Origin of the sequence: Vibrio thalassae (assembly GCF_900089835.1) — a bacterium.
Taxonomy (GTDB): domain Bacteria; phylum Pseudomonadota; class Gammaproteobacteria; order Enterobacterales; family Vibrionaceae; genus Vibrio; species Vibrio thalassae.
Genome location: NZ_OANU01000105.1, coordinates 1 through 25,920, shown reverse-complemented (window position 1 = coordinate 25,920; position 25,920 = coordinate 1). Strand labels below are relative to the sequence as shown.

Genomic DNA, 25,920 nt, shown 5'->3' with positions numbered 1-25,920 from the left:
GTGCCATACTTGCTTGGATGAATCATACCGCCCACCCGCGACGATGATGTGTAGGTGGGGATGTAGGTTGCGTTGCCTACTATGCGTATGCAGCACAGCGGTAAAGCCGAGTGCTCCTTTGCTCTGTCTTTTGGCGAAGCTTTTTAGCACGCTTGAAGCGATTTGGAACATCGTTTGGTAGAGTGCTTTTGGCGCGTGTCGAGCCAGGGGTTTGAGCTGGTGCGGTAGGGTGAAGGTCACCATAAAGTAATGGACGGGTAACAGCTTTTGTTTTTGACGGTTTAACCAGTCCGAAGTGGTGCGGTGTTGGCACTGGGGGCAGTGCCGATGTCCGCATGAGAGTGGCAGTCGGTCATTGTGGTGGCAATGGGCACAATACCATTGCGAGCGACCTTGTTGCTCTGTTTTACACCGTAACATCGCTTGGATAGCCGAGCGCATATCTGGGTTGAGTTGATTGGCATACTGATGTTCGAGCGCTTTTTTATGCCTGCACAACAGTTCAATGAAAGTACTCATGCGACCTCCCACGTAATGCTCAATGCATCGGCCATTTGGTTGATAGCGAGCGCCGCACAAATAGGGTCAGGTCTTGCCTTTTGCTATTTTAAGGAAATGCTCTAGCTTTTAGTTAGGCCATTTTTTGTAGGGAAAGCAATGAGTAGACCTTTACGGATAGAGTTCCCGGGAGCGCTGTATCATGTGACCTCTCGGGGTAACGCTCGGCAACCCATATATTTAGAAGAGCAAGACTTTGACCTGTTTTTGGAAGTATTGGCGAAAGTGTGTGAACGGTTTAATTGGGTAGTTCATAGCTACTGCTTGATGACCAATCATTACCACTTGTTGTTAGAAACTCCAGATGGAAACTTGAGTAAAGGCATGCGACAGTTAAATGGTGTTTATACTCAAAGATTCAATCGTAAACATCGCCGAGTTGGCCATTTATATCAAGGTCGGTACAAAGCTATTTTGGTTGATAAAGAGTCATACTTGTTGGAAGTAGGGCGGTATATCCTCTTGAACCCTATTCGCGCCCATATGGTTGACAGTCCAGCAGAGTATCAGTGGAGCAGCTGGCACGCCATCATGGGTGAAGACGAAGCTCCAGAGTGGTTGGCAGTGAATCAAACACTGCTATTGTTCGATAGCCAACGAACAATAGCGAGCCAAAAGTATCATGACTTTGTCCTTTCAGGCATAGTTAAACCTTTATGGAACAACCTAAAACAACAAGTATTCTTGGGTAGTGAAGATTTCATCTACAGCCATATGGAAAGTTCAAACATGGAAGAGGGCGATATTGCAGAAATCCCCGCTAAACAACGTCGTCCTAAGCCGCTTTCGTTGCAACAGTATGCTATCAATGCGAGTACGCGAGATGAAGCAATAACAAGCGCGTTCGCTAGTGGTGGTTACACCCAAAAGCAACTAGGTGATTTCTTTGGGTTACACTACTCGAGAATCAGTAGGATCGTGGCAAAAAGCAAGACCTGACCCTAAGTGATGCAATTTGAAAGTGATGCTATTGCAATTTGAAAGCGATGCTATTGCAATTTGAAAGCGACACTGGATTTAGACCTTGTGTGCCTTGGCGGGGGAATTGGGTTAACTGATATATATATTCCGTTAGTGTTAGACTACATCGAAACAATGCCAACGGCGTTTCGAGTTGATGTTGTCAAAGCAACAGGTGATTATGATGCTTGCTTATTGGGGGCCGCTGCTCAGTTCTCATAGCACAATAAGTAATCAATAATGTTTTACAACCTCACAGGTTGTCGATGGAAGGAAGACACAGACAAATGACAGTACGAGCAATCACAGCCAAGACGATTTTTGATGGCGAGCAGTACCACTCCGACTCGGCATTAGTTTGGAGAGGAGACCAGATTGTAGACATTGTTGCTGCTGCATTGCCAAGCTCAGTGATAGTGACTGATGTTGGCGACAAAATGGTTGCACCGGGCTTTATTGATATCCAAGTCAACGGTGGCGGCGATGTGATGTTTAACTCTGAGACAACGGCTGACGGCATAGACACTATTTGTCGAGCTCATCGTCAACACGGTACCGCTTATCTATTACCGACCTTAATAAGTGCAACGCCAGAGCAAATGAAAACGGCATTGATTGCGACAGAAAGTGCCATAGAGCAAGGGGTCGCAGGGGTAATAGGTGTTCATCTTGAAGGTCCTTGGTTAAACAAAGACAAGAAAGGTGCGCACGATGCTAACAAATTCTATAGCCCAACGATCGAGCAGTTAGAAGCGTTTCCATGGGTAGAACGAGGAGTGAACCTAGTCACGTTAGCGGCAGAAAATGTCGATACACAAGCTCTCAATTGGTTGCAGCAGCATCATGTTGTGGTGTCTTGTGGCCACAGTAATGCGACTTTGCATGAGCTAACGACAGAAAAACGCGCGTCGTTAAATGGTTTTACGCATGTGTTCAATGCTATGTCTGCGATTGAAGGGCGTGAGCCGGGTGTGGTTGGAACAGCCTTAATGACCGATCACGCTTGGTGCTCGATTATTGTTGATGGTATTCATGTTGCGCCGCAAAACGTCTTGATGGCTCATAGGCTTAAACCTGAAGGTAAACTGCTTATTGTGACTGATGCGATGGCAAGTGTCGGCAGTAAAACCAACCGCTTTGTCTTAGATGGTGAGGAAATTTCGGTACAAGATGGCAAGCTGGTCAATTCAAGCGGTGCTCTTGCAGGAGCTCATATTGGTATGGATCAGTCGGTCGCTAATGCTATTGCTTGGGGGCTTGAAGAGGCAGAGGTACTGAGAATGGCGTCAACCTATCCAGCACAAGCGTTAAACCTTAATCGAGTTGGTGTTTTGAAGCCAGGCTATCGAGCCGCTGCAACCGTACTTAATTGTGATTACAGCGCTTATGCGGTCTTAGTCGATGGGAAGCTAAATCCTTAGTTCCCATCTTTGGAATCAGTTTGTTTGTAATTGGGCTGAGGTAATAAACTCGCCAAAGCTCTCACACCAAATGATCGCTGCTGTGTATTGGCTAAGGTCGGTTCCCGCTGGCAGCGATAGCAAAAATCTATCGAAGTTTTTCACATCCCCTACCTGTAACATGCGTGCTTTGTTCGCAATAAAATCCGCTTCGGTTTCTACATAGGTCGGAGACAGATACAATTTGTAGTCTGGTCCTGGAGCAAGCTCGCCAATAAACATGGCACTGTCATTGGTAAAACTGATCTTGCCTTCACCCCAATGCAACAGATCGCTGTCTTGGCGGTCTTTGTCGAATGTCCCTTTGACGACAATTTGGTTTGCATCTGCAGTGACGCTAGCCAGTGAGGGAGAGTCCGGCTGAGTCAGGAACGGTAGAACGTAAATGCCCAGCATAAAGCCAAAAAATGTGGCTAAAAAGTAACAGAACTCGCTTCATGTTCACTCCTTGAACAAATAATTTTATGTTAATTTACTTAAACATAGCTTAAGCAAAGCGTCATTGGAACTGGTGATTCTGGATCGTAGATATAATTTTTTCTCGCGCGGTTCGACTGAGTATGGCTTATGACTTCTAACGCATCACTTGTGGCTATTGGAGGGAGTTATTAACATCAACTGATAGCCATTTTCGGCACTGTAATTAGAATAAGCCTATAGGAGGGGTTGTGGTTTTTCTAACCATCACGCAAAGTAAGGGCAATGATTATTCGAACATAAGTAACAACAATGAATCTGGCAAGTTTCCTAAGGCTAATATTATTAGCTTCAATATGGGGTGGTTCTTTTCTTTTTATGCGTATTGCCGCCAATATGATGGGACCTGCCGTACTTATTGAGGCGCGGGTGTTTTTTGCGGCCATCGCTCTTCTAGTAATCAGTGTCTATTTAAAAAAGAAACTTGAGTTTACTAAACATACCAAACACTTCTTTATTATTGGGCTGTTTAATACCGCATTACCCTTCTTGTTGTTTGCTTATGCGGCACAAACACTCAATGCGTCGACCCTGTCGATACTCAACTCTACGGCGGCGATTTGGGGGGCGGTTATTGGCGTATTTTGGACGAAAACGCCACTGTCTAAGCGCGGTGCAATCGGTTTATTAGTGGGCATTGTAGGTGTCGCCGTGTTGGTCGGTTGGGACGCCGTTCGTATTGGTGAGCAAGCAACATTACCGATAATAGCGGGAGTGATGGCCGCCTGTTGTTATGGTATCGCAACCAACTACGCCAAGAATGCGCCGTCTGTTCCAGCCTTCAATAATGCTCATGGCAGCATGTGGGCTGCCTGTCTTATTGTGTTGCCTCTGATTCCATTTGTGCCGATGCGCGAGGTTCCCACACAGGAGGTCTGGATTTCTGTTGTGTTACTTGGGGTTGTGTGCACGGGCGCGGCCTATTTATTGTATTTTCGATTGGTCAATGATATCGGACCGTCGTCAGCACTGTCGGTGACGTTCTTGATCCCTATGTTCGGTATTTTATGGGGTAACTTATTTTTAGGAGAGCCGATAGGTCTCAACACCGTTGTCGGAACCGTTTTGGTCCTTGGCGGCACCATGTTGGTCACAGGCTTCTCTCTGTCATCGCTGCGCCGAGCGCCGACGGCTTAAATCAATGTGCAATACAGTCACAGAGTCTTTTCGGGCTCTGTTTATTCTATCTGACCTATTCTAGTGGGATTCATAGAACATCGATTCTTATAGATTTGGTCGCTTGGTTATGAGTGACGTCGCTGACAAAATAACGGGCTTAAGAATGATGCCCATAAAAAGCGCTGAATTCAGCAGATCCAATGATGGGTGCAAAATCGCCAATGTGATTATTTGTTCATCAAACGAGAGGCTTTTATTGATTTTATCTAATGAAACGCTATACAAGTAAAAAATCGTCAGTTAACATTCCGGCATCCACTAAAATAGTGGTGATTAATAGATGCAAATAGAGTCATGCATTTATCGATGCCGAGATGGTGAAATTGGTAGACACGCTAGCATGAGGTGCTAGTGCCTATGGTGTGAGGGTTCGAGTCCCTCTCTCGGCACCATTCCCTTTCTTTCAATACCAACAGACTACAATGCAGAACAAAGGATCCAGTTCAAAGCAAGTGAGTACGTCTAACTCGGTATCAATTCAGTTATTGACCGAGGTGTCTTTACACGCCTTGTTACACCTAGAATTCAAGAAGTTAGAATCAAAATCTCAAATATTTGATCTTGCCAAAAAGAACGACTTATTAGTTCGATGGCTAAAGCCAAGGCTGAAAAGTAATAAATACAAAGCGATCAGAAAGCAGCTAAAAGCCATGAGCTTGCAAGCCAAGAAATCTCAGGTGGATTTAGAAGATGTCTTGTTGCGAGGCGTTGAGGCGAAACCTGAATTATCGCAACCCCATCTCGATAGTTATCTGCTATTGATCCGTGAATTAGAAAAGAAGCTTGGCACCACAGCCTTGTTGTCGAGTCCAGAGAAAGTGGACCTAAAACACGATGAAAATGGTTGTTTGCTTTGTGTGTTATCGACAGACCTCAATGCCCATTTTGGCACGCGCAATCAATTGTTATCAGGAATATCGATTTTGTTTCGAGGAACGGTACGTGAAAAGCATCTGTTCTTAAAAACGATCTATGCAAACGATATTTTTGGATACCAGATTCAATACGAAGACGATAGCTTTGTCAGAATTACACTTGAACTCGATAAATAGTAATCACTGTCTAATACCCAATAAAAAAGCCTGATTTATCAGGCTTTTTTATTGGAGTGTGTTAAGAGCTGCGTCCTTTTACCTTCTCTCGAAGCGATTGCAACATCACGTAAAACACGGGAACAAGACAAGTACCCACAATCGTAGCTGCGATCATTCCCCCCATTACGGCATAACCGAGTGAAACACGACTCGCCGCACCAGCCCCTGTCGCGATGACGAGTGGAATGACGCCCAAGATGAATGAGAAGGCGGTCATGAGTACTGCACGAAAACGCAGTCTCGACGCCTTAATTGCCGAGTCGGTAATGCTCATTCCGCTCTCTCTGAGCTGTTTGGCGAACTCTACGATCAAAATCGCATTCTTACACGCTAAACCAATGAGTAGCACCAGACCGATTTGAGTGTATAAATTGACGTCTGAACCCATGATCCAGATGTAAATAAATGCCCCCAAAATAGCGACGGGTACTGCGAGCATAACTGACACTGGAATTGTCCAACTTTCGTATTGTGCGACTAAGAATAGGTAGGTAAAAATTAGTGCTAAGGTAAAGATTAACGGCGCTAGGTTACCTGCTTTCAATTCTTGGTAAGTCTGTCCGGACCATTCATAGGTATAGCCATTAGGGAACGTGGTATCAGCGATACGTTTCACCGCTTCAATCGCTTGACCCGAACTGTATCCAGGTGCCGGGAAGGCATTCACTTTTACTGCGCTGTATAAGTTAAATTGGTTGATGTATTCAGGACCAAGTTTAGGCTCAACATCGACTAGTGTGTTGAGAGGAACCATAACATCATACTTGTTTCGGATGTAGAAGCGGGCGATATCACGGTCTGAATCTCTGAACTCAGTTTCTGCCTGCATGTTCACTCGAAATACCTTACCAAAGCGGTTGAAATCATTCACGTACATAGAACCCAACATGGTCTGTAATGTAGTAAAAATACTGCTTAACTCAACGCCTTGTACTTTTGCTTTGTTTCTATCGACATCTACAAAGAGTTGCGGCACATCGGCTTGGAATGTACTGAAAGCTGTGGTGAGTTCAGGTTCAGAGGTAGCTTGAATCGACATGGCCCTCATGACGCCAGCCAGCTCCACAGGGGTTCGTCCTAGGGTATCTTGGATGTAGAACTCAACGCCAGAGACCGTCCCCACACCCGGCAAGGCAGGAAGAGAGAACCCCGCAGCGGTTGCCTCACCATATTGCGATAGCGCAGCGTTGGCTCGTCGGACGATTTGCGACTCAACTAATGATGGGTCTTGCCGTTCATCCCAATGGGAGAGAATAACGACCATCAAACCAGCGTTTGATGATACTGCACCCGAAATGATCGAATAACCAGTTGCAGAGATGACATTGGTGACCCCATCCATCTGGTTTAGTTCATCCACCATCTGAGTCATGACTTCTTTGGTTCGGTTGATGGAAGAACCATTCGGCAGTTGGACATCAACGAAGAAGGCTTTTTTATCCTCAGTTGGCACGAAGCCTGTTGGTAGTGACGTTGCGAAATAGCCCGTTGCACCGATTAAAGCCACATAAACCACACCGACTAACATAAGTTTACGTACCATGCCTGAAACAAAGTTGGTGTATTTGCCCGTTGCTTTCTCGAATAGGGCATTAAATTTGGCATGGAACCCTTTCTCATGATTCTTCGGTGGCTTGAGTAACGAGGCACATAAAGCAGGGCTGAGTGTCAATGCGTTGATAGAAGAAATAAGAACAGAAATACAGATAGTGATTGAGAACTGCGCATACATCTGGCCTGTGATTCCGGGCATTACCGCTGTTGGTGCAAAGACCGCTAAAAGCACCAGCGTTGTTGCAATGACCGGTCCCGTTACCTCTTGCATGGACTTGGTTGTCGCATCGACGGCATTGAGTCCTTCCTCTTCCATTAATCGCGTGGTGTTTTCTACCACAACGATGGCATCAACAACAACGATACCAATCGCCAGGATCAATGCGAATAAAGAGACAGTATTAATGCTCATACCCGTCGCAAGTAAAAATGCGAACGTACCAATGAGTGATACTGGTATAGCAATGACTGGAACTAGAGTTTGACGGAAATCCTACAAGAAAATATAAACGACAAAAATGACCAGAGCGACAGCGATGAGCAGAGTCTCGATCATTTCATCGATGGAGTTCTGCACGAATTCTGTCGTGTCGTACAGCACTTTGTAGTCCATATCCTCTGGGAATTGTTCGCGTAACCGAGACAGTTCGTCATGAACGCCTTTGGCGACTTCAAGCGCATTGGCGCCACTAGATTGGTAGATAAAAAGCAGTGCCGAGGGTTTGTTATCTAACATCGCTTCGGCATCGTAGCTGGCAGCGCCAAGCTCAATACGGGCGATATCACTCATATAAACGGCGCTGCCGTCAGGGTTGGAACGAATAATGATCTGTTCAAACTCTTCAGGGTGACTTAAGCGACCTTTAGTAGAAAGGGTATATTGAAATTGTTGGTCTCTTGGCACTGGCGCTGCACCAATACGTCCGGCCGCTACCTGAATATTTTGCTCTTGAACTGCAGAGATGGCTTCTTCTACAGTCACGCCTAAACTCGCCATTCTATCGGGGTTGAGCCAAATACGCATGGAGTAATCCATACCGCCAATGATGCTGGCTTTTGATACGCCGTTTACACGAGCAAGGTTATCCTTAATGTTGATGCCCATGTAGTTATTCAAAAACAGGTTATCTAAGCTGCCATCTGGTGACACTAAGTTAAGCATCATCAAAATATTGGGGTCTTGCTTCTCTACTTTTACCCCATTTCGCTGGACCTCTTGGGGAAGCCTTGGCATGGCTTGTTGAACCAGGTTTTCCACGCCATTGACTTCCGCTTCAATAACCTTTGAAACTGTATCAGCGACAACCTCGGCACTGGCTCCCGGGTAGGAAGTCGTCACTGAGACCATAGGTGGCGATATATTAGGGAACTCTGCCACGGGGAGGGCGGGTATGGATAATAGACCGGATAAGGTCAGGACTATCGAAATGACGAAGGCAAACTTTGGCCTATGTACAAAAAATTTACTGATCATAACTTGTCCTTAAGAGTCGTTTTCGCTAAAAGGCTGTACGGTATCCATTTCGTACTCGACTTCAGCGCCTATACGAGCTTTTTGTAGCCCTTCAGTTATGACCAATTCGCCTTTTTCTAGCCCTTCCTCTAACTCCCAATCAACGCCATATCGTTTACCTAAAACAACGTTTTTGCGTTTGACGATACTTTCGTTATTGACGGTAAGAACATATCGGCCTTGCTGATCTTCTTGCACCGCTCGCTGGGGTATTAGCATCACCTCTTGAACACGCGGAGCTTCGATAATGGCAGTAACGTAAAGCCCCGGAACGATAATGTGCGCTTTATTGGCAAACTCGGCACGAACCGCTAGGGTTCCGGTTGTCGCATCCACGCGGTTATCAATAAAGTCGATCATGCCGGTTTCTTCAAATATAGCGCCATCAGGAAATCGGAGCTTCACGGGAAGATCTTCAATTTTGTATTGAGAATCGGCAGAACGTGCAGCTAATTGAGCATTGGTGATGACCTTTTCGGGAAGTTGAAAGTTAACCCAAATAGGCTCCATCTGAACCAAGTTCACCATCTCTGTCTGCTCTGGAATGATCAAATCACCAGAAAACACATTGGATAGACCGATTCGTCCAGAAAATGGGGCATGAATTTTGGTATACCCTAGTTCAAGTTTGGCATTGTCTAGTTCTGCATTGGCACTTTGCAAAGCCGCAGCGTTTTGTAACTTAGCTGACAGCAAATTGTCGTAGTCTGCTTGGCTAATATATTTGTCTTTAATGAGGCCTTCAGCGCGCTTAAAGTTACGAACCGCCGTGTCATACGCGGCGCGGGATTGGGCGACGAGCGCTTTTGCAGACTTCAGTGCTGCTTGGTATTGCTCTGGGTCTATCTCGAACAGCAGTTGCCCCTGTTCCACGATACTGCCTTCTTCAAAGTAAGTCTTGAGCAAGTTACCTCGAACTTTCGATTTCAGTTCGATATCTTGAGTCGCTTCAGTGCGGCCCACGAACTCTTCGCTGGGAGTAATCTCTTTCATTGTGACTTCAAGAACTTTGACACTGGGCTTCACAGCTGGAGGCGCCTCAACGGTCTTTTCACACCCAGAGAGTAGAAGAAGAGGAAGCGCAATGATGAGTCCTTTAGCAATGACACCATCTGCTTTTGGAAAGTAAGACATAGACAATGCTTGTTTCTGATAATTATGTAAAGTGTGCTTACTAGTTGAGTTTATACCATAAACGATAAATGTTTGTGAGGTGCTTGGCAGAATTTGTTAATTGAATTAATGGGTTAAGTAACGGGTTTGAGTCGGGAGGTTGCGGCGTATTTTTGTCAGTTAACTGTGGTCTAAAAAGGGCAAATAGCTTGCTCGGTTGAGCTGTCCTAGCTGGTGAAAGACGTCACTAATCGATGGTCAAGCCAAGACGGCAGACTGTGTTGATAACGAGGAGGGAGTATTACGTCAGTACTGAAAAAATAATAGCAGCGACTAACAAAAGTCATCATTTTATTCTATTTTGAATAAGAATAATATTATTTGCTCACTTTTCATTACTTATTTCAATCAGCAAAAGTGGTTAATAAAATTTCAATGCATCTTGTTGTTTGAGGATAAAAAAATCCTACACTGATCACACAAAAATAAAGATAGGTTGTGTCAATGAGCGATAACTCTGATCAAAAAAAGTCTTCCCGTTCTGGTTTAACGAAAATTCTCTTTCTACTTGTTTGTGCAGCGGTCTTTGGCGCGCTTTATTGGTCTTGGCTCTATTCGGATAGTCACCCAAGCACTGAAGATGCGTATGTGAGAGCCAAAATTCTGCCTGTTGCGCCTCAGGTTCAAGGACAGATTGTCTCTGTCGAAGTTGTCGACTTTCAGCGAATCAACAAGGGTGATTTGCTGCTTAAAATAGACCAACGACCTTATTTGTTAGCTGTTAAGCAAGCTAAAGCAGCGTATCAGTTGGCGGTGCAGCAGCATAACGTGGAAGATCAACAGGTCACGGAAGCCGTCGCAGGGCTAGATGCCGCAAGAGCTAACCTCAGCGAAGCACAGATTGAGCATAAGCGCACCAAGTCGTTAGTTTCCCGAAAATTGGCGTCTCAGCAAGATTTGGATATTGCAAAAACCAAGCTTTCTAATGCCCAAGCAAGTTTAGAGCAAGCTCGAGCCAATTTGGAAAAAGCGACTGCAAATCGAGGGGCTGAAGGGTTGGAAGCGGCAATAGTGCAACAAGCTGCAGCGCAACTTGCCCAAGCTGAGCTGAATTTAAGTTATACCGATATTACTTCTCCCGTGGATGGCCTAGCTGGAGAGATCAATGCTCATATTGGGTCAATTGTTTCTATTGGGGAAACACTGTTTCCAGTAATTATTGATGATAGTTACTGGATAAAAGCGAACTTCAAAGAAACCGACCTAACTCATCTAAAGCCGGGTCAAAGAGCCACAGTCAAAATCGACATGTATCCAGATCTAGTTTGGAACGCGACAGTAGAAAGCCTATCGCCAGCCAGTGGAACATCGTTTTCTCTCATGCCTCCAGAAAATGCGACTGGTAACTGGGTAAAAATTAAACAGCGTTTTCCAGTCCGAGTTAAGTTAGACGTGCCAAAAGACGCGCCTCAACTTCGGGTGGGTGCAAGTACAGAAGTTACTGTTTATCTAAAAAGTGACGCAAAATGAGCAATCAAATCATGGCAGATAAACGAGGTGTTGCCACCATAGCAGTCATGTTATCTGCCATTATGGTGTTGATTGATATGACAGTAGCGAATGTCTCACTGTCGCATATGATGGGCGCTTTAGGCGCAACGGCCGACCAAATTACCTGGGTGCTGACCGGATACAGTATGGCAGAAGCTATCTTTATTCCCATGACGAGCTTTTGGGTGTCTCGTTTTGGTGAGCGAAAGGTGATGCTAGTGGCTGTGATTGGCTTCGTAATATCAAGTGCACTTTGCGGTCAAGCCACTTCTATAGAAGAGATGGTGCTATTTCGTATCATTCAAGGTGCGTTTGGTGCATCGGTCATTCCCTTGGCACAATCTACCTTGGTTCAGATCTACCCATCTGAACAAAAAGGTAAAGCGATGGCGATCTTCTCTATTGGTATTCTGCTTGGCCCTATCCTTGGCCCTGTTGTCGGTGGTGTAATCACCGATAATCTCAATTGGCGATGGATCTTCTATGTTAATCTGCCATTCGGTTTAGTTTGTACGACGCTTATCTATAAATACATTCACTTATCAAATAAATCGAAACCTAACTTTGATTGGTGGATTATTGGTTACATGGCACTTGGTGTAGGCGCCATGCAGTTTGTGCTCGATAAAGGCAATGATGAAGACTGGCTTGATTCTCGCGTTATTCAAACGGCGATTGCGTTGTCTATTATGGGGCTCATCATGTGGGCGTATCGCAGTTGGAAAACGAAAAGTCCAATTGCTCCACTGTGGTTACTCCGAGATAAGAATTTGATGGTGTCGTCGCTAATGATGGCGGTGCTGTCGATGGCGATGTTTGGGCTTACTGCCCAGCAGCCAATGTTTCTCGAACGTTTACTCGATTATCCAGTAGCGACCACTGGTATGTTAATGGCACCAAGAGGTATTGCTTCTGCCTGTATGCTGATCTTAGTCATTCGTCTAGATCCACAATTTGATCCGCGCCTTAAAATTGTATTTGGATTGACATGTATCGGTATTGGGTCGTATTTGATGACTCTGTACTCTATGGAAATAGATACGTTTTGGATCGTCACACCAAGTATCATTCAGGGCCTTGGTTTAGGGCTGACATTCTCTACACTATCCTCCTTAGCATATTTGACCATACCAAAAGAAGAGTCTGTGGCAGGGGCTAGTATCTTTAACCTTTTTCGGACGGTCGGTAGCTCGTTCGGAATTTCGATTGCCACTACGTTCCAGTACCGAGATAGTCAGCAGCAATGGCATGCATTGAGTGAGGGATTCAACACTTACAACCCAGCATTACAAAACTGGGCAGCATCACAAGGACTCTCGATGACAGACCCACTTGCATTGCAGCAATATCAGATGATGCTGCATGAACAGTCGCAGATGGTTGCCTACGTTCACACGTTCCAACTCGTTGGGGTGATGTTTGTCATTATGATGCCGATGCTTATATTTATTCGTTCCAAATAGTGACAACGGAGGAGCACTGTCGAGCAGACTGAGCGACTTTGGTACTTACTAGTTAATAAAACACCCATCATTTGGTGACCGCCGTGGTGGGTGTTTGTCTTTTATTGTTGGTGCTTAAATAGAGGACCAGAGAATAATTCTTCAATTAGAGCTCGAGTTTGAGCTTGAGAGCAGGCTGTTGCATGAATATAGGTTTTTATTCCCATAATCTGGATTTTTAGGTGTTGTGCTAAGCGCATTGGTGATAGTTCTGGATTGACCTCTCCAATCGATTGGGCTTTGGCTATTACCTCAGCTAATTTGGCTTCATTGGCTTTGAGTGAGTAACGCGCTAGCTGTAGCAATTCGTCATTGTCTTCGGTGAGCTCCGAGACAGTTTTAGCTAGCATACACATTGCGTTTGGATTATCGGTACCGCACGGCTCAACAGACTGTAAAATAAAGGCTTTCAAACCTTGAATCGGAGAAGAGGACTGTTTTACTAACTCATCTAAACGAGTCATTCCTTGCTCTGAGTAATGTTCAATAGCGGCTTTGAAGAGTCCTTCCTTACTACCAAACTCAGCATAAATACTTCCCGGACGCATATCGATGGCATCCTGTAAGCATCGCATTGATGTCGCATGGAATCCCTTTTGCCAATACAGCAACATGGCTTTATGAATGACCTCGCTGCGGTTAAATTTTGTCGGTTTAGCCATAATAGGTGATGTAGGTAATTGAACGAATGTTCAACATTATAGCAGGCAAATAACGATAGTAGAAAGCGAGGACAGTAAAGGCTGCATGTATGCAGCCTAACGATTAAAAACTGGATTAGTCTTCAAGTGGTACAACGAGGACGTCGACGGATGAAGTGTTGATAAGCTGACGTGAACTAGAGACGATTTTGCTCCAAAAATCATGATGATGACCACAAATAATAAGATCAAATCCGTGCTCAGCAATGGCGCCCTTCAACTTATCACCTAAATCACCTGTCCCAACGATAAAGTGTTTTACCGGACACTTGGCGTAATTGGCAAACTCGTGCAACTGTTCCATGGTTTCTAAATGAAGAGGTCTTTGATCTGGATTGATTCTGATATCCACCATTTCGGGATAGATTTCGCCATGGGTACCGTCAACATGGATTAATGAGACGTCAGCATCAAGAAGTTCAGATAGGAAAACGGCTCTGTCTATCAGTACGTGGCTGTCTTTAGAGAGCTCTACTGCTACTAGTATATGTTGGTACTTCATAACCATGTCCTCACGTTGTCATTGTTATGATTAGCATAGCCCTATGGTTTTCAAAATGTTGTCGATGAGATCGCGGATTGAGGAGAAAATGAGCAGGGTCAGCTTAAAATACAGTCGTTATATTATTATGGTAAGTTTTGTCCATAATGTCTGGATGGTTTGGTTCTTTTTCTTCGTGGTATTAGCGCTTAATCTACACCTCGTTAACGACGTTGGCATGAGGGTTAGAGAAGCGGTTTACGATGCTGATTGTCACCGAAACAAGCGCAATTTACCCAGATTATTAGAAATTCTATAAGTGGAGAGAGCACAGTGACTCATCAAATCATAAAAGACCTAAACAACCGCTACACAGCTAAAAAATACGATGCAACTAAGCGTATTTCAGCGGAAGATATGGAAGTCATTAAAGAGGCAATTCGCCTTTCTGCATCTTCAATTAACTCACAGCCTTGGAAGTTTATTGTGATTGAAAGTGACGAAGCTAAACAACGCTTCCATGACACTTTCGCGAATATGCACCAATTTAACCAACCTCACGCAAAAGAAGCATCACACACTATTTTGTTTGCTCACAATCCACACTACACCAAAGATGACTACAAGAAAGTGGTAGACGCAGAGGTAACGTCAGGACATATATGTAGCCGATCAGATCGTAACCTTTTGATTTAGTTCCATCGATTTACGCAACAAAGCCTCAGTAGCGCACTTTTATATGGGATAGGTGTGTTAGGTCTCTGGAAACATTAGAGGAGCACTAAAAGAAAAGTGCCACTAGCCATAACGACCAGTGGCAATAGCTCAACAAGTTATTTTGGTTGCTTTGCCAATACAGCATCAATATCGGCTGCGCTATGGCGTTCGATTAATGTTTCCCACTCTTCGCCCCAAGAACGGTTAACGATACGACCGCGTTGAACGGCTGGACGTGCTGCAATGTCTTTCGCCCAGCGAATAAGATGTGGGTAGCTTTCTACGTCTAAAAACTCAGCGGCATTGTATTGGTTGTTAATCACTAGATTGCCATACCATGGCCAAGTTGCGATATCCGCAATACTGTATTCGTCGCCACCAAGATATTGATTGTCTGCGAGTCTAGCGTCTAGCAAATGCAACTGGCGCTTTGTTTCCATAGTAAAACGGTTGATTGGGTATTCGAACTTTTCTGGTGCGTAGGCGTAGAAATGGCCAAAACCGCCGCCAAGATAAGGGGCTGAACCTTGAAGCCAGAATAACCAGTTCATTGCTTCAACACGCTTAGCAGGATCGCTAGGCAGTAAAGCGCCGAACTTCTCTGCTAAATAGAGCAGGATGTTGCCTGACTCAAAGACTCGCACAGGTGTATCACCAGACCGGTCAAGCAGTGCCGGGATTTTCGAGTTTGGGTTAACGTCCACAAAGCCAGAACCAAATTGGTCGCCTTCACCAATGTTGATTAAGTACGCGTCGTATTCAGCATCAGCTTTGCCCAAAGCAAGTAGTTCTTCGAGCATGATGGTAACCTTTTGCCCATTTGGTGTCGCTAGAGAGTAAAGCTGTAACGCATGTTCTCCAACTGGCAACGCCTGTTGGTGGCGTGCTCCAGAGTCCGGTCTGTTAATACTTGCCCATTGGCCGCCGCTTTCACTGTCGTGAGTCCAAACTTTAGGTGGGATATATTCGTTACTCATAGCATCTCCTAATGCATTGAATGGAAGCGTTTTGCTTCATCAGAATCCGACTTGATAGAAAAATCCTAACTCGTTTTTACTGGTATCGCACATGTTTTGAACAATCGTTCAATTATATTATATGCCTGGAATATTGATGACATTTTAGTTCAGTTTTTGTTCGCGATGTGAAACGTGTATCGCGTTATGAACCTACCTGACTCATCATCAATCTTCGATATTAAAACCACAGGACTACTTTTTCTGAGTGATGGCTCAACATTGCGCTCAACGAGTTGTCTTGAAATGAGTGATGACCAAACACAAGCCCAATCAAAGGCTCTACTCAGACATATGGTCTCGAAGTGGGCAGTGCGAATAGATGGTGAAGTTAATGAAAGGCAGGGCTGAATCCATAAAAAAAAGCCAGTCACTTTCGAGACTGGCTTTATAACGCTGTCAGATAACTTACGGTTAAGACAACTCTTCAGCGGACGATTTAGCTTAATGCTAACTGTGCCGCTTGATCTTTTTGTGCTTTGTTCAAGCGAATCTTTTTAAGGGTAATCGCGACTACCGCTGTAGTAACAACACCAATTGCCATTGCAAGCAACGCTAGAACTGGTTTGTTGAATGCACCAAGTAGTACGACGATTGGACCACCGTGTGCAACGTTACAAGTTAGACCGAAGGTGAAGCCAAGCACACAAGCAACAGCTGTACCGATCATGTTTGCAGGAATGACGGCAAATGGGTCACGAGCTGCAAATGGGATTGCACCTTCAGAGATACCGACTAGACCCATTGCTGTTGCTGCTTTTGCGTTTTCAACTTCTTCACGTTCGAAGAGTTTCAACCGACTACCTAAGAATGCCGCTAGCGCCATACCTAGAGGAGCGACTGGAATTGCCGCTGCCTGTGCACCCATAAACTGAGTTTGACCTTCTGCAATCAAACCTACGCTGAATAGGAAAGCCACCTTACCAAATGGACCACCCATGTCGAAACCTTGCATCAGACCAATCACTAGGCCGATGATGATTACGTTACCGGTTGATAGGTTCGCAAGGACGTTGTTCATGGTTTCCATGATGCCAGCAATTGGCGCACCAATGATGAAAATAAACACTGCTGCGATAAATAGTGAACCAGTAATAGGGGCGATCATAATAGGCACAAGTGGCTGAATCATCTTCGAATAGTTGAAGCTGACAACCCATTTCACAAAGTAACCTACTAGTAGACCCGCAATAATGGCACCAATAAAGCCTGTACCAGCATCTGCATCGTAGAATGAACCGTTATTGGCAATCCAACCACCAATGAGGCCAGGAGCCAATCCCGGACGGTCAGCAATAGCGTAAGCAATGTAACCCGCAAGAACTGGAATCATTAAGGTAAAGCCAACGACACCCACATCAAGAATCTTATTCCACAAACTGCCTTGAGGAATGGCCAGTCCACCCGGAGTTGGTTCTCCGCCTATCGCTAGCGAAATCGCAATCAAAATACCGCCGACAACCACAAATGGGATCATATGAGATACGCCATTCATGAGGTATTTGTAGAGATCTTTGCCAGAGCCACCAGGGTTGCTTGTTGCTTGGCTCTCGGTGGACTTACCATCGCCTGCGTAAAGAGGGGCAGCAAGGGCTTGTTCAATCAACTTGTCGGCATCTTTGATCGCTTTTTTCACGCCAGTGATGATAACTCGCTTGCCTTTAAAGCGGTTAAGGTCAACTTGCTTATCGCAAGCTACAACAATCGCATCGGCACGAGCAATCTCTTCTTCCGTCGGAATATTTTTAACGCCAACAGAACCGTTCGTTTCGACCTTGCACTCGTATCCCATCTCTGCTGCTGCATTTTCAATGCCTTCAGCCGCTAAATAGGTATGTGCGACACCAACCGGACAGCCCGTAACACCAATGATGAAGCCTTTTGTGGCTGCGACCGTTGGTTGCGATGCTTTATCATCGGCAACTAATAGGGCAAGCGCTTCCTCATTGGACGTTGCGTTACGTAAGTTCTCTAAAAATGTGGGCTCAACGATCTTTGACGACAGTTTGGCCAGGACTTCGACATGGAAGTTGCTCGCCTTTTCAGGAGAAGCAATCATAAAGAAGATATTAGAAGGTTGTCCGTCTTCCGCGCCGTATTCGATGCCTTGTTTGCTTATACCAACGGCAATTGCCGGGGAAGCAACAGCAGCACTTTTCGCATGCGGTAGTGCGATACCATCTTCAAAACCTGTGTTACCGGTTTCTTCGCGTGCCCAAACATCTTTTACAAACTGTTGTTTGTCTGAGACTTTCCCGGCATGAACTAGCACATCAGCTAGTTCATTGAATACTGCATCCTTGTCGGTGGCAGCTAAATCAAGCTTGATTAGCTGCGCATTTAGGATCTCTTTCATCATAATGTAGATCTCTTCTTGGTAGGGATTTTAAATTTATGTATTTACAAATTTAAAGTAATCTTAGTGATGGTTATGTCGATAGAGATTGATCTAAATCATTATAATATGTGTGGATATGTTGATTTGTAGCGAATTGTGAAGTAGATAACGAATATTGACCGGCAGAATATGCGTAAAGTCACAAAAATATTTGTTAAGTCAAGTTTGCTATTGAAAGCATATTTTATAGAATTGTACTTAACTCGACATAAGAATAAGCGGATTACAAATCATGTAATCCGCTTGTAAAATCATAATAAATAACTGATTAATCAGCGAATAGAGACGGTGGTGAGCTCATTTGAGGTGAGAGTTTCAATGGTATATTGAGCGAGTACCGAATGTAGGAGATAAACATGGTGCTGAATGGAAAGGCACAAGTGTCCGGGTTCAACTCTTAATAAGAAAGCTTCTTTGTCGTTCAGGGTCTTTCCGGAGATGGTTTTCGCATCGTGACTAATGTTATACCCAGCGACTTGTTCCACATAGGTAAGCACAGAATGCTCGCAGTGGGCTTCGGTAAAGTCGGGAAACAAACTCTTAGGCATCCAAGTTTCTTCAAGGATAGCAGGTTCACCATTAATGATGCGCATTCGTTTAAAGTGGTGAAGACTCGCCCCAATCTCTAAACGGAATTTATCAGCAAGTGACTGATTTGCAAGGACTGAACCAAATTCTAGGACAATGTTCTTTAAGTCAGTATCTTTGTTAATTCGCTCCGAAATACTGGTTAAGTTATTGTCTTGATAGAATTCCGGTGGGTTAACAAAAATACCAGAACCTTGTCTTGAATGGACAAAAGACTCTTGTTTTAACTTTTCAATCGCCTTTCTTAACGTGGGACGACTGACGCCAAATTTATCCGATAGTGCATGCTCACCCTCGAGCTGAGACCAAGCAGGGGAAAGGCCATTAATAATGTCAGCCTTGATTGCTTGATAAACTTCTACGTATTTCATTACTTCATTTACAACTATACAAATTGCTGACCAAAGCCTCTCAAACGCTTACCTGTTAACACATATCTGGCTCGTTATATCGAGAGACTAACCTCTAATGATCATGATGTTACCAGAAAAGCCCATTCTAAAACAAAGTGCTTGGTAATATTTTTTGATGCATGATCTCGATCATTATTTTGGCAAAATCACCAATATTTGTATTTACATATTTTTCATGGGGATTTATGGTTATCCCATAAAGATACCAGGAGCCCTACCATGTCATCCAAAATCGAAAACAACCCAAGTCAAGTAGACGTAAACAAGAAGATCCCGTGCGAGAAGCCTGCAATGGTTCAGCTTCAAATCATGGAAGCCTATACACAAGCCCATCAACAAGAAGAGAATTTGTACACGCGTGAAGTCGCTTGTTTGTCTGAACTCTATCCTGCGTTGTTCCGTCAAATTGAATCAGAAGATATTGTCGTTGGACGCTTAGATGCTTTACCGATTGGTTTTGGTAGCGTGACTTCTGTCGGTGGTGTGGGTCACTACTGCAACTTTGATAAACTGGATGCCTTCAAAGCTGAACTGCCAGAAGAGGCGCATAACCGAGTCGACGCACTATTAGACTATTGGAAAGAAAGAGACACACGCTCAATTTATTTCCGTCAAACTCTAACGGAAACCACTTTAGGTAAGTTTGTTGACGTTAACTATCCAGCCATCGCCACCGCTCGCCTTAGTGGTATGTACCTCGATTACAACAAGTTAATTGATAACGGTATCGCAGGTATGCGCCAGCTTATCGGTGACAAACTAGAATCTGCTCGCGCTGCTGCAGATGAGAAAGCCTTGGCACTGCATGAAGCCTTTTTAGGGTGTTTTGATATTGTTGAGAAAGTGATAGACCATCACATTCAACTCTGTGTTGCAGAACTTGAAACCACAGCGGACTTAACGCGCAAACATCAAATGAATGATTTGATCGATGCACTCAATGCTATTCGCAGCGATAAACCACAGACCTTCTTGCAAGGTATTCAGCTTTCATGGTTGTACAGCTTGTGTTCTGGTGTAGTGAACTTTGGCCGTATGGACGACTATTTGGGTGACTTGCTCGTCGCTGATTTAGAGGCAGGTCGAATTACTGAACGTCAAGCGATCAACTATATTCGATCACATTATCGTCTTATCGAAGCACGAAAAACCACGGTAAACGGCCGTGTGGTGGTTGGTGGTCATGGACGCCGTAATCCAACGACAGCCGATGTCTATTGCAAACTTGCTATTCAAGCGGTGCGTGAAAATAAAGATACTGAACCGCAGTTCACCCTTCGTATTTACCAAGGGATGAACCAAGAGGTTTACCAAAATGCGTTAGATGCCATTGGTGAGGGCCTGACTTATCCGATTCTGTATAACGATGATGTGAACGTTCCTGCGGTGATGAAATCGATGCAGATTTCTGAACAAGATGCACAGCAGTATGTCCCATTTGGTTGCGGTGAATTTGTGCTGTCGGGTAAAAGTGTTGGGACACCGAATACGTGTATCAATATCCTTAAGATCCTCAACATTGCACTAACTGGTGGTACGGACTTCTGGGACGGACAGAACAAGAGCGGTGGCACAGCATTGTTACGACCTGAACAGGTAACAAGCTTTGAAGATGTGGTTAAGAACTACAAAGATCTGCTGGATTTCTATATTGATCTGACGTCGAAAGCGCAAGCATTCTCTTATCAAGTGATGAATCAAGAAGTGGGTTTCCTATTTACCAGCATCTTGACGGATGATTGTATCGGACGCAGTAAAGCACTGCTTGACGGTGGTGTGTATAAACTAGGCGGTACTAACGAAACTTACGGTAATACCAACGCTTATGATTCTTTAGCGGCAATCAAAAAAGTCATCTTCGACGATAAAAAGTACAGCTATTGTGAGCTTATTGAGGCGTTACGAGTCAACTTTGATGGTTATGACCGTATGAAATACGATCTTATCAATGCTCCGAAGTTTGGTAATGATGACGCGTATGTCGATGATATCGCAGTGGAAATGCACGAGTACATTTGTAACGGTATCAAAGACTCCGCTGCGAAGGTGGGTATGGATAGCTACCTAGTGGTCATCATCAACAACCAAGTTAACACGGAGTGGGGACGTGCAACCAGTGCCTCGGCAGATGGTCGTCACACGGGCGTGTATATGAGTAACGCTAACAACCCACAAAGTGGTGCGGATAAAAATGGACCAACGGCGATGCTGAACTCGTTGGCGAAGTTAAAAGCTGAAGTACATGCCGGGTCAGTACAAAACATGAAGTTCAGCAAAAATATGTACCAAAACAAACGCATGGTTGTTGAAGCGCTACTGGATGGCTATTTTGAACAAGGTGGTCCACAAATCATGGTAAGTGTGGTAGGTAAAGGTGAGCTTGAAGACGCATACCACAATCCAGAAAAGTACCCGAACCTTGTGGTTCGAGTGGGTGGCTTCAGTGCTAAGTTCGTCAACTTGGATAAAGACGTACAGCTAGAAATTCTAAACCGTACCCTTAACGACTAAACACCTCCAATTGGGCGAACAAGGCAGTTTATGTTCGCCCTTTTTTCCTGCGATAGTTATGAGGCAACACATGCTCATCAAAAACTCTACGTCTCAAAGCACCACTTCTCAATCCACAACGGGTGTTGTATTCGACATTCAGAAATTCAGTGTCAATGATGGTCCTGGTGTTCGGACGGCTGTGTTTATGAAAGGTTGCCAGATGAAGTGTGTCTGGTGTCACAACCCTGAATCCTTGAGCGCTCAGAAACAGCTCGCCTTTAACGCTGATAAATGTGTTGGTTGTCGTCGCTGCGAGCAAGTCTGCCCGAATGGCGTGCACAGTTTTAATAATGATGGTCACCACAAAGTAGATTTTGACGCTTGCCAAACCTGTGGTCAGTGCGTTGATGCTTGTATGCAAGATGCACTCAAAATCTATGGAAAGGAAATGACAGTAGAACAGGTCTACTCTGAGGTGATCAAAGACAAAGTCTATTTTGATAAGTCAGGTGGTGGGATAACACTTTCCGGTGGAGAAGCGCTGAAGCAGTTTGAGTTCTGTTTGGCGTTGGCGAAAATGTGCAAAGCCAATGGCGTACATGTTTGCATTGAAACCAATGGTGCGTCGAAAACAGAACATTATCGTGCAATAGCCCCGTATGTAGACCTATTTCTCTTCGACTACAAAGCAACCGGAGACGACCTTCATAAAACACTCACAGGAATGACTCGCCGCTTGGTAGATACTAACCTTCATGCTCTAAATGAACTTGGTGCACCAGTGATTCTGCGTTGCCCGATGATTCCCGGCTATAACCTTAGTGACGAGCATTTTGAGGCGATCGCAAGTCTCGCAAAGTCCATGACGAATATTTTGAAGGTGGAGGTACTTCCTTATCATAACTTTGGTAAGGGCAAGGCGACCGAAATTGGCAAAACTTATGATGTGGACGCTATTATGCCTGAGGACAAAGAAGTGAATGCTTGGATTGAATCCATAAAACGTCACGGTGAGATTAATGTCACGCTGAGTTAGATGTGTGTTTTTGAAAGAAATCAAAAGTTATCAGCGGCATAACAAGGTTTGAGCTTGAGATTAATGAGTAACAATCAGGAAGTGAAACAACGCCCTACTAAATAGGGCGCTGAGGGAAAAACATGGGGGAATATTAAACGGTTAACGTGGCTTGTTTGTTCTCTGCACTTCGTGAATCGTCGTCTTGGAGAGGGAACATATCCTCTGTTACTAACACGATGCCACCTTCAGTAACGGTGAAGCGCTGCTTGTCCAATTCCAAATCAATACCAATCTCCATACCATTCGGTATATGGCAATTATCGCCAACGATGACGCGGTTTAATTTGCAATTTTGGCCGATAGACGAATTAGGCAGCAAAATACAGTCGGTGACTTCAGAAAAATCGTCGATTCGGACATCGTAAGACACCAATGTGTGTGTTACATGCGCGCCGGAGATTATCGCGCCTGCACAGACAACAGAGTCAACGGCATAGCCTCGGCGGTTTGGATCATTAAACAAGAACTTGGCACCAGGACGTTGAAGCTGATTGGTCATAATGGGCCAGCTTTTATCATAAATATCAAGTTCTGGTGTTGGTGCAAGTAAGTCCATCGTCGCAGCGTAGTATTCATCTATATGACCGACATCTCGCCAGTAAGCATTCGCTCCTGGGTGGCCACGTTCGGTAAACACATAACCTTTGAGATTACTGCGGCCGATGAGGCTTGGGATGATATTGTGCCCAAAATCGTGTTGATAGTTAGGGCAGGCTAGGGCTTGTCGCAGCTCCGCATCCAAAACATCGACATTAAATATGTAGATCCCCATCGAGATAAGAGCCTTGGAATCATCGTTCGGCATAGGCGTTGGGTTTTCCGGCTTCTCGACGAAGTTAATAATATCGCCTTCCTCATTGAGTCCCATTACCCCGAAAGCGGATGCCTGTTCGATAGGTTTTTGGATACATGCCACGGTTACGTCGGCACCACTTTCCACATGGAAGTTGATCATGCGCGAGTAATCCATCTTATAGATATGGTCACCACCGAGGATCAATATGCGTTCCGTTTGATCATGTCGCTTGATGAGGTCTAGATTTTGATAGATAGCATCTGCTGTGCCTCGATACCAGTTTTCGCCAACACGTTGCTGTGCTGGAATAATATGAACCCCTTCACCCAGTGCAGAATAAGACGATTGCCAACCTGATTGAATGTGAGTGATCAGGTCTTGCGCCATATACTGGGTAAGTACACCAACTCGACGAATTCCAGAGTTAATGCAGTTTGATAACGTAAAGTCGATAATCTTAAACTTTCCGCCAAACGACACGGCTGGTTTCGCAATTGTTGAGGTGAGCTCTTTAAGTCTGGTTCCCTTACCTCCTGCTAAGATCATCGCAGTCGTATTACGAAGACGAGCATTACTAGAAATGTGGGAATACTGGTTTTCTTTCGGCATTGTATAACTCCTTATATTACAAGCGCAAAGACGAATCTTGGGGGAGAGTGAGTGTCGCCAACTGACATTGTTCGGGCATAGTTGTTTTGTAAAGTCACTCAATTTCGTCTTTAAGAACCCTTATATGAGAGCAGAACTTTGTTTTTCAATCCATACAGTGATGTGCGTTCAATTTGTAAAAAAATGCGATTTATGCAATTAGTCACATTTGTTTTCGCAAACAGGTGTAATTGTCAAAAAAGTATGTACTGAGCGATACAGTATTTTACGTTGTCTTTTAGTAGACGTTGTTTCATATGTATCAAAAGTATATGTGTTTCATTGCATTTTAGTGACAAAGACAAATGGCAGGGATTTAACGATGTACCGTCCACAAGCGCCCCAAATCTTAGTTACGAGATTCAAAACCTACTTCGCCGCTCTGCTACTAGCTTTACTTTCCTTTGCGCTTCCCGATGGACGTGACTACAAGAGAGTTGCAGGGTTGGCGGTGACTAAGGCTGAGATTCAACAGTTGGCAAAACAAATTGACTTGAAGGATATGATCACGGTTGCGGTCCTTCCGAAAGAAAAAGAATAAAAAAACTAATATTGGTGTTGACAGGTTTATTTCGGAAGCATATATTGATTACACGAACTGCCGAATGGAGTTCTTAAGTTGCACACTTCGCCTTATTAGGGAAGCAATGGCAACTGTAATCGAAGGATGCTGAAGTCGCAAGAGTCGATGTTCAGTGAATGCCTTTAACCTGTTAACACTTGGAACATATGTCTTACGGCGCCAGCGTGGCGCAATAGAGTATGTATCCGGTCTTGGTGGATTAGAAACCAAGAACTATTGCTTATTTTTGAGGATAGTATTATGCGTAATGTAGATTTTTCTCCCCTATACCGTCATGCCATAGGTTTTGATCGTCTATTTAACCTAGCAGAAAATAGTGCGAAAAAACCGTCTTCTAATGGATACCCTCCATACAATATCGAACAGAAAGACGAGAACAACTATCGTATAACGATGGCTGTAGCAGGCTTTTCCGAAGAGGCATTAACTCTGACTCAGAACGAAAACATGTTGATCGTGTCTGGAGAAGTTAAGGCACAAGAAAACAAACCTAACTACGTTTATCAAGGCATCGCAGAGCGTAACTTTGAACGTAAATTCCAACTTGCTGACTACGTAACTGTAAAAGCAGCGAGTATGGAGAATGGTTTACTGCACGTTGACCTTGTTCGTGAAGTTCCAGAAGCAATGCAACCACGTAAGATCTCAATCAATAAATAATCATTGAGACGCAGCATTGGATAAGGCGATTTTAGAATTCGATTTGAAATTGGCTCGCACCAACCTTATCTAAAAAGTATTGCTGTTTTTACATGCAGTCTAACAACATCTAGAGTGTAAATCTCAAAGGTTTGCACTCATATAGAAACAACAGAATTAAACACTTTGCATTAGATTAAAGGCTCTTCTCCGCTTTGTTGAGTCATAACGCAATACTTATGACTTCTACCATACTGACTAATAACCCTTTTTTAGTCAGTATGGATGAATCCTATTTTGACCCAGTTACTTTCTCAGCTTTTACATATTCAGGGGCAGGCAATCCAGTCGATTAAGGTCGATGAATCCACTCAAACTGTTGACGTTTACTGTCGTCGAGACCGACGA

At 44.3% G+C, this 25,920-nt stretch carries 18 protein-coding genes, 1 tRNA gene and 4 pseudogenes; 13 read left to right on the top strand and 10 right to left on the bottom strand.

Annotated elements, in window-relative coordinates:
* The coding region (locus tag VTH8203_RS19560; RefSeq protein WP_167385850.1) for an IS91 family transposase at positions 1–519 on the bottom strand (519 nt) is incomplete at its 3' end.
* Between the two features lie 138 nt (positions 520–657).
* Here VTH8203_RS19560 and VTH8203_RS19555 point away from each other — a divergent pair.
* From VTH8203_RS19555 to nagA, 3 genes and pseudogenes are all read left to right on the top strand, one after another.
* The gene (locus tag VTH8203_RS19555; RefSeq protein ID WP_096995166.1) at positions 658–1,497 is read left to right on the top strand and encodes an REP-associated tyrosine transposase; all 840 of its coding nucleotides are present in this window, start codon (positions 658–660) and stop codon (positions 1,495–1,497) included.
* Positions 1,498–1,554: 57 nt separating this feature from the next.
* Positions 1,555–1,740: pseudogene (locus tag VTH8203_RS19550) on the top strand (N-acetylmannosamine kinase); the annotation flags it as partial.
* A 65-nt stretch (positions 1,741–1,805) separates the two neighbouring features.
* Positions 1,806–2,939: an N-acetylglucosamine-6-phosphate deacetylase gene (gene nagA, locus VTH8203_RS19545; protein ID WP_096995165.1), complete on the top strand. Its 1,134-nt coding sequence runs from the start codon at positions 1,806–1,808 to the stop codon at positions 2,937–2,939.
* A 15-nt stretch (positions 2,940–2,954) separates the two neighbouring features.
* Here nagA and VTH8203_RS19540 read toward each other — a convergent pair.
* A pseudogene (locus tag VTH8203_RS19540) lies at positions 2,955–3,417 on the bottom strand (DM13 domain-containing protein).
* 290 nt (positions 3,418–3,707) lie between these two features.
* Between VTH8203_RS19540 and VTH8203_RS19535 the strand changes: the two are divergent.
* The 3 genes from VTH8203_RS19535 (at position 3,708) to VTH8203_RS19525 (ending at position 5,686) form a co-directional block, all read left to right on the top strand.
* Entirely contained in the window at positions 3,708–4,592 is an 885-nt protein-coding gene (locus VTH8203_RS19535; protein WP_096995163.1) for a DMT family transporter, read from the top strand.
* A gap of 350 nt (positions 4,593–4,942) precedes the next feature.
* Positions 4,943–5,026, top strand: a tRNA-Leu gene (locus VTH8203_RS19530).
* 30 nt (positions 5,027–5,056) lie between these two features.
* Positions 5,057–5,686 (top strand): DUF2913 family protein, encoded by a 630-nt coding sequence (locus tag VTH8203_RS19525; RefSeq protein ID WP_167385849.1) that lies wholly within the window; start codon positions 5,057–5,059, stop codon positions 5,684–5,686.
* Between the two features lie 61 nt (positions 5,687–5,747).
* Here the strand turns inward: VTH8203_RS19525 and VTH8203_RS19520 are convergent.
* Together VTH8203_RS19520 and VTH8203_RS19515 are read right to left on the bottom strand one after the other, a co-directional pair.
* A pseudogene (locus tag VTH8203_RS19520) lies at positions 5,748–8,756 on the bottom strand (efflux RND transporter permease subunit).
* Positions 8,757–8,765: 9 nt separating this feature from the next.
* Positions 8,766–9,929: an efflux RND transporter periplasmic adaptor subunit gene (locus VTH8203_RS19515; RefSeq protein WP_096995162.1), complete on the bottom strand. Its 1,164-nt coding sequence runs from the start codon at positions 9,927–9,929 to the stop codon at positions 8,766–8,768.
* 483 nt (positions 9,930–10,412) lie between these two features.
* On the opposite strand from VTH8203_RS19515, the gene VTH8203_RS19510 reads away from it, so the two are divergent.
* On the top strand, positions 10,413–11,438 hold the full coding sequence (locus tag VTH8203_RS19510) for an HlyD family secretion protein (protein WP_096995161.1): 1,026 nt from the start codon (positions 10,413–10,415) through the stop codon (positions 11,436–11,438).
* On the top strand, positions 11,435–12,922 hold the full coding sequence (locus VTH8203_RS19505; RefSeq protein ID WP_096995159.1) for an MDR family MFS transporter: 1,488 nt from the start codon (positions 11,435–11,437) through the stop codon (positions 12,920–12,922). The genes VTH8203_RS19510 and VTH8203_RS19505 overlap by 4 nt, the downstream gene beginning before the upstream one ends.
* 101 nt (positions 12,923–13,023) lie before the next feature.
* On the opposite strand, the gene VTH8203_RS19500 is transcribed toward VTH8203_RS19505, so the two are convergent.
* The gene (locus VTH8203_RS19500; protein ID WP_096995158.1) at positions 13,024–13,623 is read right to left on the bottom strand and encodes a TetR/AcrR family transcriptional regulator; all 600 of its coding nucleotides are present in this window, start codon (positions 13,621–13,623) and stop codon (positions 13,024–13,026) included.
* Positions 13,624–13,738: 115 nt separating this feature from the next.
* The gene (locus VTH8203_RS19495; protein WP_096995156.1) at positions 13,739–14,164 is read right to left on the bottom strand and encodes a universal stress protein; all 426 of its coding nucleotides are present in this window, start codon (positions 14,162–14,164) and stop codon (positions 13,739–13,741) included.
* Between the two features lie 312 nt (positions 14,165–14,476).
* On the opposite strand from VTH8203_RS19495, the pseudogene VTH8203_RS19485 reads away from it, so the two are divergent.
* Positions 14,477–14,833 (top strand): annotated as a pseudogene (locus VTH8203_RS19485) (nitroreductase family protein); the annotation flags it as partial.
* A gap of 143 nt (positions 14,834–14,976) precedes the next feature.
* Here VTH8203_RS19485 and yghU read toward each other — a convergent pair.
* The 3 genes from yghU to VTH8203_RS19470 form a co-directional block, all read right to left on the bottom strand.
* Positions 14,977–15,837: a glutathione-dependent disulfide-bond oxidoreductase gene (gene yghU, locus VTH8203_RS19480; protein WP_096995153.1), complete on the bottom strand. Its 861-nt coding sequence runs from the start codon at positions 15,835–15,837 to the stop codon at positions 14,977–14,979.
* A gap of 478 nt (positions 15,838–16,315) precedes the next feature.
* The gene (locus VTH8203_RS19475) at positions 16,316–18,235 is read right to left on the bottom strand and encodes a PTS fructose transporter subunit IIABC (RefSeq protein WP_096995152.1); all 1,920 of its coding nucleotides are present in this window, start codon (positions 18,233–18,235) and stop codon (positions 16,316–16,318) included.
* 311 nt (positions 18,236–18,546) lie between these two features.
* On the bottom strand, positions 18,547–19,233 hold the full coding sequence (locus VTH8203_RS19470; RefSeq protein WP_096995151.1) for a GntR family transcriptional regulator: 687 nt from the start codon (positions 19,231–19,233) through the stop codon (positions 18,547–18,549).
* A 261-nt stretch (positions 19,234–19,494) separates the two neighbouring features.
* Here VTH8203_RS19470 and VTH8203_RS19465 point away from each other — a divergent pair, with 261 nt between their 5' ends.
* Complete coding sequence (locus tag VTH8203_RS19465; RefSeq protein WP_096995149.1) at positions 19,495–21,786, top strand: pyruvate formate lyase family protein; 2,292 nt, start codon at positions 19,495–19,497, stop codon at positions 21,784–21,786.
* Between the two features lie 70 nt (positions 21,787–21,856).
* Complete coding sequence (locus tag VTH8203_RS19460) at positions 21,857–22,804, top strand: glycyl-radical enzyme activating protein (RefSeq protein ID WP_096995148.1); 948 nt, start codon at positions 21,857–21,859, stop codon at positions 22,802–22,804.
* Positions 22,805–22,937: 133 nt separating this feature from the next.
* Here the strand turns inward: VTH8203_RS19460 and glgC are convergent, their stop codons facing one another.
* Positions 22,938–24,251 carry a glucose-1-phosphate adenylyltransferase gene (gene glgC, locus VTH8203_RS19455; RefSeq protein WP_096995146.1) on the bottom strand — a complete coding sequence of 438 codons (1,314 nt, stop codon included), beginning with the start codon at positions 24,249–24,251 and terminating at the stop codon, positions 22,938–22,940.
* Between the two features lie 361 nt (positions 24,252–24,612).
* On the opposite strand from glgC, the gene VTH8203_RS19450 reads away from it, so the two are divergent.
* Together VTH8203_RS19450 and VTH8203_RS19445 are read left to right on the top strand one after the other, a co-directional pair.
* Positions 24,613–24,831: a hypothetical protein gene (locus VTH8203_RS19450; RefSeq protein ID WP_096995145.1), complete on the top strand. Its 219-nt coding sequence runs from the start codon at positions 24,613–24,615 to the stop codon at positions 24,829–24,831.
* A gap of 282 nt (positions 24,832–25,113) precedes the next feature.
* Complete coding sequence (locus VTH8203_RS19445) at positions 25,114–25,533, top strand: Hsp20 family protein (protein ID WP_096995143.1); 420 nt, start codon at positions 25,114–25,116, stop codon at positions 25,531–25,533.
* Positions 25,534–25,920 lie beyond the last annotated feature (387 nt).

Excerpts from the sequence above, each read along its gene's own strand:
- VTH8203_RS19510 (WP_096995161.1), top strand. The coding sequence starts at position 10,413 with ATGAGCGATAACTCTGATCAAAAAAAGTCTTCCCGTTCTGGTTTAACG.
- VTH8203_RS19475 (WP_096995152.1), bottom strand. The coding sequence starts at position 18,235 with ATGATGAAAGAGATCCTAAATGCGCAGCTAATCAAGCTTGATTTAGCT.
- VTH8203_RS19500 (WP_096995158.1), bottom strand. The coding sequence starts at position 13,623 with ATGGCTAAACCGACAAAATTTAACCGCAGCGAGGTCATTCATAAAGCC.
- VTH8203_RS19525 (WP_167385849.1), top strand. The coding sequence starts at position 5,057 with ATGCAGAACAAAGGATCCAGTTCAAAGCAAGTGAGTACGTCTAACTCG.
- VTH8203_RS19470 (WP_096995151.1), bottom strand. The coding sequence starts at position 19,233 with ATGAAATACGTAGAAGTTTATCAAGCAATCAAGGCTGACATTATTAAT.
- nagA (WP_096995165.1), top strand. The coding sequence starts at position 1,806 with ATGACAGTACGAGCAATCACAGCCAAGACGATTTTTGATGGCGAGCAG.
- VTH8203_RS19445 (WP_096995143.1), top strand. The coding sequence starts at position 25,114 with ATGCGTAATGTAGATTTTTCTCCCCTATACCGTCATGCCATAGGTTTT.
- VTH8203_RS19505 (WP_096995159.1), top strand. The coding sequence starts at position 11,435 with ATGAGCAATCAAATCATGGCAGATAAACGAGGTGTTGCCACCATAGCA.
- glgC (WP_096995146.1), bottom strand. The coding sequence starts at position 24,251 with ATGCCGAAAGAAAACCAGTATTCCCACATTTCTAGTAATGCTCGTCTT.
- VTH8203_RS19515 (WP_096995162.1), bottom strand. The coding sequence starts at position 9,929 with ATGTCTTACTTTCCAAAAGCAGATGGTGTCATTGCTAAAGGACTCATC.
- yghU (WP_096995153.1), bottom strand. The coding sequence starts at position 15,837 with ATGAGTAACGAATATATCCCACCTAAAGTTTGGACTCACGACAGTGAA.
- VTH8203_RS19555 (WP_096995166.1), top strand. The coding sequence starts at position 658 with ATGAGTAGACCTTTACGGATAGAGTTCCCGGGAGCGCTGTATCATGTG.
- VTH8203_RS19495 (WP_096995156.1), bottom strand. The coding sequence starts at position 14,164 with ATGAAGTACCAACATATACTAGTAGCAGTAGAGCTCTCTAAAGACAGC.
- VTH8203_RS19535 (WP_096995163.1), top strand. The coding sequence starts at position 3,708 with ATGAATCTGGCAAGTTTCCTAAGGCTAATATTATTAGCTTCAATATGG.
- VTH8203_RS19450 (WP_096995145.1), top strand. The coding sequence starts at position 24,613 with ATGTACCGTCCACAAGCGCCCCAAATCTTAGTTACGAGATTCAAAACC.
- VTH8203_RS19465 (WP_096995149.1), top strand. The coding sequence starts at position 19,495 with ATGTCATCCAAAATCGAAAACAACCCAAGTCAAGTAGACGTAAACAAG.
- VTH8203_RS19460 (WP_096995148.1), top strand. The coding sequence starts at position 21,857 with ATGCTCATCAAAAACTCTACGTCTCAAAGCACCACTTCTCAATCCACA.